The organism is Croceivirga sp. ABH4_376 (genome assembly GCF_056160685.1).
The window spans coordinates 667642-684216 of record NZ_JBSWXQ010000002.1 but is presented as its reverse complement, the minus strand read 5'-3'; the positions used below and the strand labels follow the sequence as shown (position 1 = coordinate 684216).

Genomic DNA, 16575 nt, shown 5'->3' with positions numbered 1-16575 from the left:
TCAAAGCTAAATGCATCTGCATCATTCTACAAGATTAAAAACAAAAAAACCACTCCTTCTGGAGTGGTTTCTTGTCTTCAAGAAGAAGATTCAATTTAATTAGTCGAACTTATAACCATTGTCTGCAGCAATCTTATCCGCAATTTGCGTTCTAAGTGCTACAACATTTGGTTGATTTGTGTACTTAGTGAATCGTTTAAGACCCATAAGCATCATTTTTTGTTCATCGCCTTCTGCAAAAGAAACAATTGCTTCTTTTCCTTTTTGGATAATAATATCTACAGCTTTGTATAAATAGTATTTAGACATAGCTATTTGCGTAGCTTGTTTATCCTCACCAAAGCGTTTTGCGTTCTTTTCAGTTCTCAGAATAGCAGATTCTGCCATATAAACTTGGATTAAAATGTCAGAAGCGGCCATTAACAATTGTTGGTGCTCCTCTAATTCCGTTCCATACTTTTGAACAGCACTACCAGCAACCATTAAAAAGACTTTTTTCAATCTTTTAATTAGGTCTTTTTCTTCTGCAAATAGCTCAGAGAAGTCTGGCACATCAAAAGAAGGAATACCCAGTAATTCCTCACCAACAGCAGTAGCAGGGCCTAATAAATCTACGTGACCCTTCATGGCTTTTTTAACCAACATACCTACAGAAAGCATTCTGTTGATTTCGTTGGTACCTTCGTATATTCTTGAGATACGGGCATCTCTCCATGCAGATTCCATTGGAGTATCTGCACTAAAGCCCATACCACCAAAAATTTGGATACCTTCATCTGAAGTTTGTTGTACGTGTTCAGAAACAGCTACTTTTAAAATAGAACATTCTATAGCATATTCTTCTACACCCTTAAGCTCCGCTTCCTGGTGCGTGTTGCCTTCTGCTTCCCTAATGGCAATTCTATCTTCTATATTTTTTGCAGCACGGTAGCAGGCAGACTCATCTACGTACGTATTGGTTGCCATATCTGCCAATTTAGATTTTATGGCACCAAAGTTTACGATAGGTGTTTTAAACTGCACACGCTCGTTAGCATATACCGCAGCTTCGTTAAGAACCCTACGTTGCGCTTCTAAACAAGCTGCCGCTAATTTAATACGCCCCACGTTTAGTGCGTTCATGGCAATTTTAAAACCATTACCTCTTTCAGATAACATGTTTTCTACAGGAACTTTAGTTTCATTAAAGAAAACTTGTCTTGTAGAAGAAGAATGTATACCTAACTTCTTTTCTTCATCACCCAGGGTAATGCCATTGCTAGGGTCGTTTTCTACGATAAAGCCAGTAATGTTTTTATCGTCTTCTATTCTTGCAAAAACAATGAACAGATTACAGAACCCAGCATTGGAAATCCACATTTTCTGCCCTGTAATGCTGTAATGTTTACCATCTTCTGATAGAACTGCTTTGGTTTTACCCGAGTTGGCATCAGATCCAGCACCAGGTTCGGTTAAACAGTACGCACCAAACCACTCGCCAGATGCCAATTTAGGAACGTATTTATTACGTTGTTCCTCTGTACCGTATAAGGTTATTGGCATAGTACCAATACCGGTATGGGCGCCAAAGGCGGTACTAAACGATCCGCTTGCACCAGAGATATAGTCACATACCAACATGGTAGAAACAAAGCCCATTCCCATACCACCAAATTTTTCTGGTACGGCAACACTTAGTAGGCCAAGCTCGCCAGCTTTACGCATGGTTTCTTCCGTAAAAGCGTAGTCTTTCTTTTCAAAACGTTCCCAATGCGCCCAAAGCTCGCGGTCTACAAATTCCTTTGTACTTTCGCGCATCATTTTTTGTTCTTCGTTTAGGTCTTCAAGGGTAAATACATCCTCGCAATTGGTTTCTTTTACCAAAAATTGACCTCCTCTTAAAATGTCTTTATTTACAGTATCACTCATGGTTAATAGTTTCAGCTTATTTTAAAAATTCAAATATACCTGCCGCACCTTGTCCGGTACCCACACACATGGTTACCAAACCGTATTTGCCTTGCATTTCTCTTTTACGCATCTCGTCAAACAACTGAACGGATAATTTAGCTCCCGTACAACCCAATGGGTGCCCTAAGGCTATTGCTCCACCATTTACATTGACAATATCTTCGTTTAAACCTAATTCTCGAATCACTGCTATAGATTGTGAAGCAAAGGCCTCGTTCAATTCTATAAGCGCAATATCATCTTGTTTTAGACCAGCTTGTTTAAGTGCTTTTGGTACTGCCTTAACAGGTCCAATACCCATTATTCTAGGTTCTACACCTGCAGCGGCATAGTTAACCATACGGGCTATAGGCTCTAAGTTTAGTTCCTTTACCATTTCTTCACTCATAATCATTACAAATGCGGCACCATCACTGGTTTGGGAAGAATTACCTGCTGTAACGCTTCCGTTGGCGGCAAATACTGGTCTTAGCTTGCCCAATACTTCCAAAGAAGTGTCTTTTCTTGGTCCTTCGTCCTTAGTTACGGTATACTTTTTAGTTGCTTTTTTACCGTTGGCGTCTACGTAAGTCTGTTCTACCTCTATAGGAACAATTTGCGACTGAAAACGGTCTTCTGCCTGAGCCTTTAGGGCTTTTTGGTGCGAATTGAATGCAAATAAATCTTGGTCTTCCCTAGACACCTTAAATTGTTCTGCCACAGCTTCGGCCGTATTACCCATTCCCCAGTAATAATCTTCATGGCCAGATTTTACCAAATCGTAATTCAATTCTGTTTTAAATCCGGTCATGGGAACAGAACTCATACTCTCTACACCGCCGGCAATAATACAATCTGCCATTCCTGCTTGTATCTTGGCCGTTGCAATACCAATGGTTTCTAAACCTGAAGAACAAAAACGGTTAACGGTAACTCCAGGAACATCTACGATATCTAGTCCCATTAATGAAATAAGGCGACCCATATTTAATCCTTGAGAGCCTTCTGGCATGGCGTTACCTACAATAACATCGTCTATTCGTTTCTTGTCAAAGTCTGGCAGCTCTTTCATCATATGTTCTATGGTTTCTGCTGCTAACTCATCTGCGCGTTTAAAACGGAACAAGCCTTTTGGAGCTTTACCTACCGCAGTTCTATATCCTTTAACTATATATGCTGTTTTCATTATTCTAGCTTTAGGCTTTAAGCATTATGCTAAAAGCAAAATTTAATTTCTTAATGGTTTACCTGTTTTTAACATGTGTTGAATACGCTCTAATGTTTTGCGTTCCGTAGCAAGAGAAAGGAATGCTTCTCTTTCAATATCTAGCAGGTACTGCTCACTTACATAAGAAGGTTCAGATAAATCACCACCAGCCATTACATAAGCCAATTTATTGGCTATTTTTTTATCATGTTCACTAATATAGCGGCTTGCTTCCATAGAATCCGTACCTACCAAGAACATACCCAAGGCTTGTTTACCAAGTACCTTAATGTCTTTGCGTTGTGGTGGTCTAGTATAACCTTGCTCTGCCATTAACTTGGCATGTGCTTTAGCTGTAGCAATTTGTCTATCCTTATTAACTACAATGGTATCTTTTCCTTTTTGTAAGATTCCTAAATCAAAAGCTTCGTAGGCAGAGGTAGAAACTTTGGCCATACCAATGGTTAAGAAGTATTCTTGCAGAACGTTAAGCTCTACATCTCCTTTTCTAAAAGAATCTGATGCGCGCATGGCCATTTCTTTGGAACCACCACCGCCAGGTATTACTCCAACACCAAATTCTACCAAACCAATGTATGTTTCTGCCGCGGCAACCACTTTATCTGCGTGCATGGATAGCTCACAACCACCACCAAGTGCCATACCATGTGGAGCAGCTACTGTTGGTATGCTGCTATAGCGCATACGCATCATAGTATCTTGGAAGTATTTAATGGCCATGTTCAATTCGTCATACTCCTGTTCTACCGCCATCATGAATATCATGCCTATATTGGCTCCCACAGAGAAATTTGCTGCTTGGTTACCAATTACTAATCCTTGGAAGTCTTTTTCGGCAAGGTCTACCGCTTTATTTAGTCCTGCAAGAACATCACCGCCAATAGTATTCATCTTAGACTGGAATTCACAATTTAGAATACCATCTCCTAAATCTTCTATGATTACCCCTGAGTTTTTGAAAACCTCTTTAGACTTTCTAATGTTATCTAGTATGATGAAAGCATCCTGACCTGGAATTTTCATCATTTGCTTCTTAGGAATATCATAATAGTAAGTAGCACCATCTTTAACTGAATAGAAAGAAGTTGTCCCAGCAGCCTTCATATCATGAACCCATTGCGCAGCGGTTAGCCCTTCTGCTGTAATAAATTCAAGTCCTTTGTCCAGACCTACTGCATCCCAAATTTGAAACGGGCCATGTTCCCATCCAAATCCAGCTTTCATAGCATCATCTATCTTATATAAGTCGTCCGAAATTTCTGGAATTCTATGCGAAACATAGGCAAACAATTGGCCAAAGCTTTTACGGTAAAATTCGCCAGCTTTGTCTTTACCACCACAAAGAACGGCAAAACGGTCTACTACCTTGTCTATGGTTTTAGTTAATTCTAAGGTTGCGAATTTGGCACTTTTCTTAGACCTATAGTCCATTGTATCCAAATCTAACGTCAAGATTTCGCTCTTACCGCCTTCACCTTTTACTTTTTTATAAAAACCTTGCCCGGTTTTGCTACCCAACCATTTGTTTTCCATCATGGTTTTGATGAAATCTGGTAGTTTAAACAAATCGTGACGTTCATCATCTGGGCAGTTCTCATAAATACCGTTGGCAACATGCACCAAGGTATCTAGACCGACAACATCTACCGTACGGAAGGTTGCAGATTTTGGTCTGCCGATTACCGGGCCGGTAAGTTTATCCACTTCCTCTACCGTCATTCCTAGATCCTTAACCGCATGGAAAAGACTTTGAATACTAAAAATACCAATACGGTTACCTATAAAGGCAGGTGTGTCTTTGGCAACTACGGAAGTTTTACCTAAAAACTGTTCACCATAACCATTAAGGAATTCTAGAACCGAAGCATCTGTCTTTGGCCCAGGAATAATTTCAAATAGCTTAAGGTAACGCGCCGGGTTAAAGAAGTGGGTGCCACAGAAATGTTTCTGAAAATCATCACTTCTTCCTTCGCTCATGAATTTTATTGGAATACCAGATGTATTGGATGTGATTAAAGTACCTGGTGTTCTATGTTTTTCTAAGCTTTCGAACACCTTTTTCTTTATATCAAGGCGTTCTACTACAACTTCAATTATCCAATCTACATCTTTAACTTTTGCAATATCGTCTTCTAAGTTACCCGTAGCGATACGATTGGCAAATTTTTGATGGTAAATAGGAGATGGCTTAGATTTTAAAGCTTTGGTAAGCGAGTCGTTAACCAAACGGTTTCTAACTACTTTGTCTTCTAGTGTAAGACCTTTAGCCTTTTCTTTGTCCGTTAATTCTCTTGGTACGATATCTAGCAAAAGAACTTCGACTCCAATATTTGCAAAGTGGCATGCAATACCGCTACCCATGATACCGGAACCTACTACTGCAATTTTGTTAATATGTCTCTTCATTGTTTAGAATAGATAATTAATTAGTTGTCTTTGTGTAAATTTTTTTATCGTTAATCAGTTGATTAATAGCGTCTATAGTTTTAAAAAAACCTTGTAAATCTTCTTTTTCTACAACTTGGGAGACTACTTCATTAAAACGCAATACTACGTCTTTAGAGCGCGTACGCATCTCTGTGCCAAATGGTGTTAGGTGAATTAATACGCCTCTACCATCATTTGGGTTTGGTTTTTTTTCAATTAATCCCCTAGTTTCCATATTTTTAATGATGCGAGATAAACTAGTTGCTTCCATACCCATTTTAGGACCCAATGCTGTGGAAGGTGTGCCTGTTTTTGGGTCAATGCTCAAGAGTGTAAAGCCTACTGCCATAGAAGAATCATATTCTTTGGCTTGTTCATTATAAACTCTAGTTACGGCCTGCCAAGTTGCGCGCAAGGCCCAGTCAATGGTAATGTCTTTCATGCAAATTAATCTGTTCCAAATATAGAAAAAATTTATTATGCATGCATAATAAATTTGATAATATGGCAAATAAAAAAGGCTCTCCGTAGAGAACCTTTAAAATTTACCTTATTTATTGTGCGTATTCACAGCTATGGTGTAATTAATGACCATAGATGTCTTTGTATAAATCTTGGTATTTTGCCTTGATAATTTTTCTTCTAAGTTTCATGGTAGGGGTTAGGTGGCCATCATCTACACTCCATGCATCTGGCGTTAATCTAAACTTTTTAACCTTTTCCCATTTGGCAAAATCTTCGTTAGCTAAATCTACCTCTTCTTGGTAACGTTCTAGAACTTGTGGGTTGGTTACAAGGTTATTATGGTCCGTGAATGTTACATTATGTCTTTTGGCCCATTCTTCTAAAAATTCAAAATTTGGCTGAATAAAAGCAGCAGGCATTTTTTCGCCTTCGCCTATCACCATAATTTGCTCTATGAACCTAGATTGTTTAAAACGATTTTCTAATAATTGTGGGGCTACATACTTACCGCCAGAGGTTTTGAACATTTCTTTTTTACGATCTGTAATCCTTAAGAAACCATCAGCGTCAATTTCACCAATATCTCCAGTATGGAAATACCCGTCTGTCATTACTTCTGCAGTTTTTTCTGGGTCCTTGTAGTAACCGGCCATTACATTAGGTCCTTTACAAAGTATTTCACCATCTTCTGCAATCTTAACTTCTACATCTGCTAGGATTCTACCCACAGAACCAATTTTCCAGCCTTTATTTTTTACTTCGTTCACAGAAATAACGGGAGAGGTTTCCGTTAATCCGTAGCCTTCCATTACCGGCATTTCTGCTGCGGCAAATACTTTTGCAAGTCTAGGTTGTAATGCGGCACTACCAGAAACCATAGTACTTAAATTACCACCCAAACCTTCTTTCCACTTGCTGAAAATTAATTTTCTGGCCAGTTTTAATTTTTGTTCATAGAACCATCCGTTGGCTCCATAGGGTTCAAAAGCTAAACCTATATCTACGGCCCAAAAGAATAACTTCTTTTTTATTCCGGTTAACAAAGCGCCTTTGGCAATTATGGCATCGTACACTTTTTCTAGTAACCTTGGAACCACCGTCATTACATCTGGTTTTACCTCTTTTACGTTGTCACTGATCTTATCTAGCCCTTCCGCAAAATAGATTTCAATGCTACAATACTGGTATAGGTATAACAACATACGTTCAAATATGTGGCATACGGGTAAAAAGCTTAGTGCCGTTGCGCCGGCAACAAAGGGTACACGTTCCTCACTTTTAACAACATTGGATACAATATTGTTATGGGTAAGCATAACACCTTTTGGCCTACCAGTGGTACCAGAGGTATAGATTAGCGTAGCTAAATCTTCTGGTTTAACGGCGTTCTTAAGTTGTTCTACTTCTTCTTGGTTGCTGGTGTCTTTGCCTTTTTCCAATACTTGTTCCCAATTATTGCAATTTTTTAACTGGTCAAAAGAAAAAACATCCTCCAGGTTTTTAACGTTCCCGCTAATAGATAAAACCTTTTGTAAAACTTCATCACAGGAAACAAAACAGAATTTAGCTTCGGAATGGTTTAAAACATATTCATAATCTTCTTCAGAGATGGTAGGATAAATAGGCACATTTTGGGCGCCAATTTGAAGTATACCTACATCTAAAATGCTCCATTCTGACCGGTTGGTCATAGAGATAACAGCAATTTTATCATTGGGTTTTACCCCCATTCTTAAAAGCCCCCTGCTAATGGCATTGGCCTTGTCTATATATTCTTGAGTAGAAGTGGCTACCCACTTACCATCATATTTGGTCACCAATGCCTTATCTAAAGGGTGTTTTTCCAATTGGTGATAGGGGAAATCAAATAGTCTAGTTACGTTCTGCATATTCAGTTTCTAAATCAGGATTGCAAAATAGGGAAAGCGGATGGTATTTTAAAATGGCATCCGCAACAAAGATGCAATTAAAATGAAAATATCATATTAAAATCTTAAAATAAAACGAATTAGTTAGTTTAAACCATTAAACGATAGATAGTTTGTGTTCACCTACAAAATCTTTTATTTCACAACAAAGTAAGAAATTACCTTCAAAATAAAAGTAAATTCGTACCGTCCCAAAAAGATGATTATGAAACACTTTTACACATTAACTACTTTTTTAAGCTTATTTTTTGTAACCTTTCTACAAGTTGGATTGGTAAAACTACATGCGCAATCAGAGCCATTTAACTGTTCTTACAATGCCTATTTGTTCCAGTATAATGATATCTATGCAATAGATTTAGCCTCGGGGAGTAGTTACTTAGTCAAAGAAAACGTTATTGAAAACTCCATAAATGGGGCCGCATATAATTCCGCAGATGGTTTTATCTGGGGCTATGTATCTGGTAACCCAAAAACAATTGTAAGAATTGGTGAAAACTTTGAGACCGATTTGTATACGATTCCTGAAATACCGGTTACTAACAATAATTATGTTGGTGATATTGACTTGTTTGGTCAGTACTATTTCAGGGCAGGCGGTTCTACCTATCATCATGTAGATTTAAATCCGGATTCTCCAAATTACCTGCAATATGTGGGTAGTTCTTCTTTAAGCCAAAGTATTAATATACATGACTGGGCTTTTAATGCCGCCGATAATATGTTGTATTCCGTAGAAAAGAAAACAAATAATCTGTACCGTATAGATGTAGAGACCGGTAACGTAGAAAATCTTGGGGTAGTACCCATCTTGGCAGGTAATAACTATACATATGGAGCTGTTTACTTTGATGTGGACGGAAATTTCTATGTGTCTGCTAACCAAACAGGTACGGTTTACATTGTACGTAGGGTACAAGATATTGTAAATGGAATAATGGATTCTAACGTGTTTGCATTTGGTCCAGCATCTGCAAGTAATGATGGTGCAAGATGTCCGTCTGCTCCGGTACCCCAAGAAGATTGCTTAAACGGATTGGATGATGATGGCGATGGACTAACAGATTGTGATGACCCATCTTGTTCTGGTGTTGCCGCTTGTCCTGTAATTCAATTGGCTTCTAGTGGTAACGATGGCGGTCTGGAGAGTAATGATCGTTTGGCCAATCTTATCAGTAAGCGAAATTATCAGAGGGCCAAAACCAATTATAAGTTTGATGCATCTGTTGCCAAAAAAGTAAAAAAGAACAAAAACTACCTACGTAAAGGTATGTTTGCTCCTAATGCCATAGAACTTAATGCCTTAGTGCCATTAGGAATAATAGGGGAGAGTAGTACGGTAGAATCTGCCCCGGAAGATTTACTGGATTTAACCAATGCTAGTGATATTTATGCGGTAGATTATCTAAATGGCTCTGAGACTATGAGTGCACTTATGATAATAAAAACAGAAGAGCAGGTCTATGAGCATAGTAAATTTATCTGTGACCGTTTCTTGGGTGCACAATTACTATCTGTTTCTACTTTACAGTTAAGAGAGCATAATTTTATAAAATCTATTATTAAACAAGCAGATGGTGCTACGGAATTTGCACTGAGTTTTTCTGCGCGTTTAAACGAACAAAACCAGTTTGTAGTAGAATCTCACTGGAATATAGATGCGTATGCACCAAATACAGCGTTTTATAACTTTCAGATTTGGTCAAATTCTGTTGATGACTTATTAAAATTGGCAGATGAAATATTGAATTTACTAGAAAGTAACGCACAAATTGCAGACTATACAACATCTGCACCACCACCGGTATTTGTTAAATCTGCCAGATACGAGCGTGGTGCGGTTCACATGAACGTAGTCAATAACAATCGTACAGAATATATCCGCTTAGAGGGTGGTATTAAAAGAAGTGAAACAAGCCAAGCAGAAATGGTTGGTTTGCAGTCCCCATTAGATGGGTATATTGATACCGTTGCCGTGGAAACTGGAAATATTTTCGATTTTGGTTTTAGAATTTCCAATGATAATGGCGATACCCCAGATGATTTATTCGTAGCAGATGCGCCATGGGGTCTAGATGATAGCCAGGATGGTACACAGGTTAACAGCTATGAGGTTATGGCAAGTGAAGAAGCCTACTTTGGACAAGGATATCCTGTTGAACGTGACGTAAACCTAGTTGCGGCAACAGATACTTACGTTGGTGTTTATAGAGCCTTGAGCCCAAGATTTGCTCCCGTGGATTTATCTAATTACGATAACTTGGTTTTTAACGCTGCCGGTAATGGAACCTTGGAAATTCAGTTGATAAAAGGGAATGGCGAAACCTATTCGCACCAAGTAGCCTTGTCTGCTGAAAAAGAAATCTTTTATTTAGAAAACAGTTTGTTTACTAATGAGAGTGGTAGTGGAACAGACTTTTCCAACTTAAAAGTTATTCAGTTTAATATGAAGTCTGCCAGTGGTGAAACGGAAGAAAAGCAATTACAATTAAGTGCCGTAGAGTTTACAAATGAAGATAAACCAGCTGCTTTTGTAGACGAAGATTTAAACCGTTCTATAGTAAGTCCAAACCCGGTTACTACTGAAACAACATTATACTTTTATGATGAAGTAGCGGGTGAGTATACTTTGGAATTGTTTGATATTAGTGGTAGAGTAATTGGTTCCCATACCAACAACGGTATTGTTAAAAAGGGACAGAATACTATTAAAATTAGCCGTAAAGGATTGGATTCCGGATTGTATTTCTACAGATTAGAAAGTAGCAGTAAACGAATTTGGAGTGGAAGAATATTAGTGAAGTAGATTTATGAAGAAGGAAAAAAAGCCGCTCAATACTTGAGCGGCTTTTTTATTATATGTGGGTAAATTGGTTTAAGAATTGTATTCTTCAATCCAATTTTTTGCATTAATAAAAGCCTGTATCCATGGAGAAACCAAATCTTTACGCGCTGCAGGGTAATATGCCCAGTTCCAAGGAAAAATGCTACGTTCTATGTGCGGCATTGTTACCAAATGCCTACCAGTGGGGTCACATAGCATAGCAGTATTGTAATCACTGCCATTTGGGTTGGCAGGATATTGCGCATAACCATATTTTGCAACAATTTGATATTCGTCCTCAGATAACGGTAAGTTAAATTTACCCTCGCCATGAGATATCCAAACACCTAGCGTTGCGCCTTCCAAATTAGAAAGCATAACCGAATTGTTTTTCTGTATTTGAACAGAGGTAAAATTACTTTCGTGTTTATGACTCTCATTGTACACCATTTTTCCGTGTCTTTCGGCATGGTCAGGATTTATCAAATCCAATTCCATAAATAATTGGCATCCATTACAAATACCAACTGATAACGTGTCTGGTCTATTAAAGAATTTTTTTACGGCCTTATTGGCTTTTTCATTGTATTTAATTGCTCCAGCCCAACCTTTGGCGCTTCCCAATACATCGGAATTAGAGAAACCACCAACGGCACCTAAAAATTGAATGTCCTCCAATGTTTCTCTACCGCTAATCAAATCGGTCATATGAACATCCTTAACATCAAAACCAGCTAAATACATGGCGTTGGCCATTTCTCGTTCAGAATTACTCCCTTTTTCCCTCAAAATAGCGGCTTTAGGTCTTCCTTCCGTGCTTTGGGCCATTTTAAAGATTAATTCTTCGGGTATAGCCGTTGTAGCTTTTTCCGCCTGATCCGTAAACCTGTAAAGCAACGGTTGTTGTTTGTAATTTTCAAAACGGGCCTTGGCCAAATTGTTTGCGGTCTGTTTGTTATCTAAAAGATAGGATGTCTTAAACCAGGTGTCTCTTAAAGAACTAATTGGCAAGCCAATTTCTACACCGTTGTTTTTTATTTTTAAAATATCTTCCTCTATTACGGTACCTAGCTTATGAAATTCCAGGTTAGCTTGGCTTAGTTCCGCTTCAATTTCTTCATGTGCCTGAATTACGATTGCAATGTTTTCAGCAAACAATAATTTAATCGTATCTGCCTCACCCAAACCATTTAAGTCTAAATTGGCCCCCAAATTGTTATCAGCAAAGCAAAGTTCTAATAAGGTGGTGATTAACCCTCCCGAACCTACATCATGCCCAGCATTAATTTTACCAGCTTTAATAAGTTCCTGAATGGTATTAAATGCATTTTTAAAATATGCCGCATCGGTAATACTAGGAGCTTGGTTGCCAACCGCGTTTAACGTTTGGTTAAAAGAACTACCACCTAATTTAAAGTTGTCTTTAGATAGGTTTACGTAGTAAATGTTTCCTCCGTTACGTTGCAGTACAGGTTCTACGACCTTATTGATGTCTGAACAATTACCTGCCGCAGAAATAATTACGGTACCAGGAGATATAACCTCCATATCTGAATATTTCTGTTTCATAGACAGGCTATCCTTTCCGGTTGGAATGTTAATGCCAAGCGCTATTGCAAAATCGCTAACCGCTTGTACCGCCTCATACAATCTGGCATCTTCGCCTTCATTTCTACAAGGCCACATCCAGTTGGCGGATAAGGAAACAGTAGTAAGATTATCTTTTAATGGTGCCCAAATAATATTGGTCAATGCCTCTGCAATACTGTTTCTACTACCAGCTACAGGATCTATTAAACCAGAAATAGGAGAGTGGCCCACACTGGTGGCAATACCTTCCTTACTTTTAAAATCCAGGGCCATAACCCCGCAATTGTTCAAGGGCAATTGCAATGGGCCGGCACATTGTTGCTTGGCCACCCTGCCACCTACACAACGGTCTACTTTGTTTGTTAACCAATCTTTACAGGCAACGGCTTCTAGTTGCAACACGTTTTCTAAATAGTCATGAAAATGCTCTAAACTATAAGGTTTGTCCGCATAATTGAAGTGAACGGTTTTATCTTCCATTATGGTTTTAGGCGAACTACCAAACATATCTGACAATGCCAAATCCATAGGTTTTTCTCCGGTAGTACTAGAGGCAAAAGTAAATTGGTGTTCTCCTGTAACGGACCCAACCTCGTACATTGGAGAACGCTCACGGTCTGCAATACGTTTTAGGTGGTCTATATCCTTTTCACCAATAACCAAGCCCATTCGTTCTTGGCTTTCATTACCAATTAATTCTTTGGCAGATAGGGTTGGGTCACCAACCGGTAGCTTATCGGTATCTATATGTCCGCCGGTTTCTTCTACCAACTCTGACAAGCAATTTAAATGCCCACCTGCACCGTGGTCATGAATGGAAACAATAGGGTTTTCATCACTTTCTACCATTCCACGAATGGCGTTTGCAGCTCGTTTTTGCATTTCTGGATTAGAACGTTGAACCGCATTAAGTTCAATTGCCGACTCAAACTCACCAGTATCTGCACTAGATACGGCAGCACCTCCCATTCCAATTCTGTAATTGTCGCCACCCAGAATAACTACTTTGTCGCCTTTTACAGGTGTGTCTTTTAAGGCTTGTTCTACCTTGCCATAGCCAATACCGCCAGCTAACATAATTACCTTGTCAAAACCAAGGTTTTTGGCTTCTTCTTGGTGTTCAAAGGTTAGCACGGAACCTGCTATCAAAGGCTGTCCAAATTTATTACCAAAATCAGATGCTCCATTAGATGCCTTTATTAAGATATCCATAGGGGTTTGGTAAAGCCATTTGCGTTCAGGAAAGCCTTTTTCCCAAGGTCTATTTTCTTCTAAACGCGAATAAGAGGTCATGTAAACAGCTGTTCCAGCAAGCGGTAAAGAGCCTTTACCACCAGCTAAACGGTCTCTAATTTCACCTCCGGAACCAGTAGCCGCCCCATTAAAAGGTTCTACGGTAGTAGGAAAATTGTGTGTTTCTGCTTTTAAAGAAAGTACGGATTCAAACGTTTTTTCTTGATAAAAATCTGGTTTATCGGCAGTATTAGGTGCAAATTGCACCGCCTTTGGGCCTTTTATAAAAGCAACGTTGTCTTTGTATGCCGATACAATATCGTTTGGATGGGTCTCAGATGTTTTCCTAATCAGTTTAAAAAGAGAGGATGGCATCTCTTTACCATCTATAACAAACGTACCGTTAAATATTTTGTGTCTACAGTGTTCTGAGTTTACTTGGCTAAAACCAAATACTTCAGAATCTGTTAGCTTTCTACCCAATTTGGCACTTAGTTCTTCTAAGTAAGTAACTTCTTCGGTGCTTAATGCCAACCCTTCTTTTTCATTGTATGTTTTGATATCCTCAATATCAAGAATGGGTTCAGGAGTAACATCAACCTTAAAAATTTTTTGATTTAATCCTTGGTATTTTTGAAAAAGCATTGGGTCATAATCCGAATGGGATTCTTCCACTGGTAAAAATTCTTCTATTCGTACTACGCCATCAATACCCATGTTTTGGGTTATTTCGGTGGCATTTGTACTCCAAGGGGTTATCATAGCTGCCCTAGGGCCAACAAAAAAGGCGTCTAAAGACGCCGCGTTTATCTTAGGTTGGTTACCAAATAACCACTCTAATTTTTGTTGATTTTCTGCTGTAATTTCTTGATTGGTCTGTACGGCAAAGACCTTTTGGTCTACCTTGCCAAAGAAATGAATCATATCTTGCTTTTTCAAAATAATAATGCCTATTGTTTTGGGCTTCCATGACCTAAAAGTACTTAAGTTTTGTGCTTATGCATTAGGAATTGGAAAATGCAAATTTACAATTTTGGTGGTTCTATAACCATACTTCCTTTTCTACTTTTTAACCATTGGTGTTAATAGTTTTAATCGGAGCCTTTTGTTTTGGTAGTCTGGTATAAAATGACCAATCCTAAAATCGCAGATAGGGTAGAGGCCAACAAAATACTGATTTTGGCAGTGGTTAAGGCTTCTCCTTCAAAAGCGCTAGAACCCACTACAATAGACATGGTAAAACCAATACCTGCCAAACATGCCCCGCCAAGTAGTTCCCTAAATTGGATTGCATTACTTAATTTGGCAATTTTTAATTTAGCTGCTAGCCATGTAAAACCTAGTATTCCTAATGGTTTACCTATTACTAGTCCGGCAATAATACCCAAACTCAGAGAATTGGTAATGTTATAAGTAGAACCGGTCAATAAAATTCCGGTATTAAAAAAGGCAAATAGGGGTAAAACAATAAAATTTACAAATCTTTCTAGATTGTGCATCAGGTATTCACTGGGTTCTCTTAAGCGCTCTATGGCCCGTTTTAAGGTTAAAAGTGAATTAGGATTAATTTTACTTTTATCTGTTTCTGGGTTTTTGATATCCCCAATTTCCTTTTGAAAGATTACCGCTATTTGTTTGGCAATAAGCGATAAGCTGGCTTTGCCTTGAACTGGTATTAAGAAAGCCGTAAGCACGCCGGCAAGTGTTGCATGCAAACCACTTTTATAGATAAAAAACCATAATAAAAGCCCTAAGAATAAGTAAACGTTTACGCTATATACTTTTTTACGGTTAAAGAAGTACATTAAAAGTAGGGTTGCCATTGCAAAAAGGAAATAGTTTAAATGAAATCCGTGGCCATAGAATAGAGCAATAATTAATATGGCCCCTAAATCGTCTGCAATAGCAAGGGCAGAAACAAAAACTTTTAGCGAAACCGGTACTCTAGAACCTAAAATGGCCATTAGACCTAGAGTAAATGCAATATCTGTAGCCATGGGAACTCCCCACCCATGTGCGGTGTCTGTTCCTAGATTAAAGATAATGTACAACAAAGCGGGAACCAACATACCGCCTATGGCTGCAATTACCGGCATTGCAGCTTTTTTTCTGTTAGATAGTTCTCCTTCTAGTATTTCTTCTTTTATCTCTAGACCGATAAGAAGAAAGAAAATGGCCATTAAAAAATCGTTTATCCAAACTTCTACAGGAAGGGTAAAATCCATTGCGCCATAGGTAAAGCCCAACGGGAATAGTTTCCAATTTTCATAAGATTCATGATAGCCAAGGTTTACCAAAAGTAGTGCGGCTAGAGTAGCCAAAACCAAAGCAATTGCTGCAGATGCTCCCCATTGAAACAATCCTTGCATAGCCACTCTTATTTGTGTGGCCCCATTTTTTTCTAATGCTGCTAAGATTGATTTTTTATCCCAAGCACCTTTATAGGCTATACCGTTAATGGTAATGCCTGGATAAAACGATAATCCAGAAGATTCTGCAGCTTTTTTATCTGCTTCTATTTTATCCGCTATTTCTTTGTGTTCTAAGTCTTCCTTAAACTTAGGCATGTTCAATTTTAGGCTTTGGGCCAATACCAAGAGCTGCTCTTTGGTATAACCGTTACTTTCCGCAACAAGTCTAAAATATTCTTGTTCTTTGTTTTGATTTTTGGCAGCATGGATGGCTTTTACGGCAAGAAGTTGGTATTCCGAAGAACCATCAGAAATAACATACTTATACTGTAAGGAAATAGGATTGCCGTAGTTTTCTAGTGTGTTTTTTAAAGTCTTTGATGCTTTTGAGGAAATTGTACTTTCCAAACTGCGAAACACTACAACTTCTAAACCACCACTTTTAAGCATTATGTTTTAGTGGTAAAAATAAATACTTAACAATCAAAAGATTAATCCAATGAATAGGAAATCTAATTCATTTAAGTTTTTAAGCGATTA

The 16575-nt window shown here is 38.4% G+C and carries 8 protein-coding genes; 1 reads left to right on the top strand and 7 read right to left on the bottom strand.

What is annotated here, in order from left to right; translation table 11 throughout:
- Nucleotides 1–99: 99 nt before the first annotated feature.
- The 5 genes from ACXAGS_RS07300 to ACXAGS_RS07280 all read right to left on the bottom strand — a co-directional run bounded on the left by ACXAGS_RS07300 (nt 100) and on the right by ACXAGS_RS07280 (nt 7938).
- Nucleotides 100–1908, bottom strand: coding sequence for an acyl-CoA dehydrogenase family protein (locus ACXAGS_RS07300; RefSeq protein WP_474905801.1), 1809 nt, complete (start codon nt 1906–1908; stop codon nt 100–102).
- 16 nt (nt 1909–1924) lie between these two features.
- The gene (locus ACXAGS_RS07295) at nt 1925–3115 is read right to left on the bottom strand and encodes an acetyl-CoA C-acyltransferase (protein WP_474905799.1); all 1191 of its coding nucleotides are present in this window, start codon (nt 3113–3115) and stop codon (nt 1925–1927) included.
- 42 nt (nt 3116–3157) lie between these two features.
- Entirely contained in the window at nt 3158–5563 is a 2406-nt protein-coding gene (locus tag ACXAGS_RS07290) for a 3-hydroxyacyl-CoA dehydrogenase/enoyl-CoA hydratase family protein (protein ID WP_474905797.1), read from the bottom strand.
- 16 nt (nt 5564–5579) lie between these two features.
- Nucleotides 5580–6026: a MarR family winged helix-turn-helix transcriptional regulator gene (locus tag ACXAGS_RS07285; RefSeq protein WP_010518922.1), complete on the bottom strand. Its 447-nt coding sequence runs from the start codon at nt 6024–6026 to the stop codon at nt 5580–5582.
- A gap of 142 nt (nt 6027–6168) precedes the next feature.
- Complete coding sequence (locus ACXAGS_RS07280) at nt 6169–7938, bottom strand: AMP-dependent synthetase/ligase (protein WP_474905795.1); 1770 nt, start codon at nt 7936–7938, stop codon at nt 6169–6171.
- 244 nt (nt 7939–8182) lie between these two features.
- Here ACXAGS_RS07280 and ACXAGS_RS07275 point away from each other — a divergent pair, with 244 nt between their 5' ends.
- On the top strand, nt 8183–10783 hold the full coding sequence (locus ACXAGS_RS07275) for a DUF6923 family protein (protein ID WP_474905794.1): 2601 nt from the start codon (nt 8183–8185) through the stop codon (nt 10781–10783).
- A gap of 69 nt (nt 10784–10852) precedes the next feature.
- Here ACXAGS_RS07275 and purL read toward each other — a convergent pair whose 3' ends face one another.
- Both purL and nhaA read right to left on the bottom strand, forming a co-directional pair.
- The gene (gene purL, locus ACXAGS_RS07270; protein WP_474905793.1) at nt 10853–14548 is read right to left on the bottom strand and encodes a phosphoribosylformylglycinamidine synthase; all 3696 of its coding nucleotides are present in this window, start codon (nt 14546–14548) and stop codon (nt 10853–10855) included.
- 167 nt (nt 14549–14715) lie between these two features.
- Nucleotides 14716–16485 carry a Na+/H+ antiporter NhaA gene (nhaA, locus tag ACXAGS_RS07265; RefSeq protein ID WP_474905792.1) on the bottom strand — a complete coding sequence of 590 codons (1770 nt, stop codon included), beginning with the start codon at nt 16483–16485 and terminating at the stop codon, nt 14716–14718.
- Between the last annotated feature and the right edge of the window lie 90 nt (nt 16486–16575).

What these genes read in the sequence shown, in the direction of transcription:
- ACXAGS_RS07285 (WP_010518922.1), bottom strand. Translation starts at nt 6,026, where the DNA reads ATGAAAGACATTACCATTGACTGGGCCTTGCGCGCAACTTGGCAGGCC.
- purL (WP_474905793.1), bottom strand. Translation starts at nt 14,548, where the DNA reads ATGATTCATTTCTTTGGCAAGGTAGACCAAAAGGTCTTTGCCGTACAG.
- ACXAGS_RS07300 (WP_474905801.1), bottom strand. Translation starts at nt 1,908, where the DNA reads ATGAGTGATACTGTAAATAAAGACATTTTAAGAGGAGGTCAATTTTTG.
- nhaA (WP_474905792.1), bottom strand. Translation starts at nt 16,485, where the DNA reads ATGCTTAAAAGTGGTGGTTTAGAAGTTGTAGTGTTTCGCAGTTTGGAA.
- ACXAGS_RS07280 (WP_474905795.1), bottom strand. Translation starts at nt 7,938, where the DNA reads ATGCAGAACGTAACTAGACTATTTGATTTCCCCTATCACCAATTGGAA.
- ACXAGS_RS07290 (WP_474905797.1), bottom strand. Translation starts at nt 5,563, where the DNA reads ATGAAGAGACATATTAACAAAATTGCAGTAGTAGGTTCCGGTATCATG.
- ACXAGS_RS07275 (WP_474905794.1), top strand. Translation starts at nt 8,183, where the DNA reads ATGAAACACTTTTACACATTAACTACTTTTTTAAGCTTATTTTTTGTA.
- ACXAGS_RS07295 (WP_474905799.1), bottom strand. Translation starts at nt 3,115, where the DNA reads ATGAAAACAGCATATATAGTTAAAGGATATAGAACTGCGGTAGGTAAA.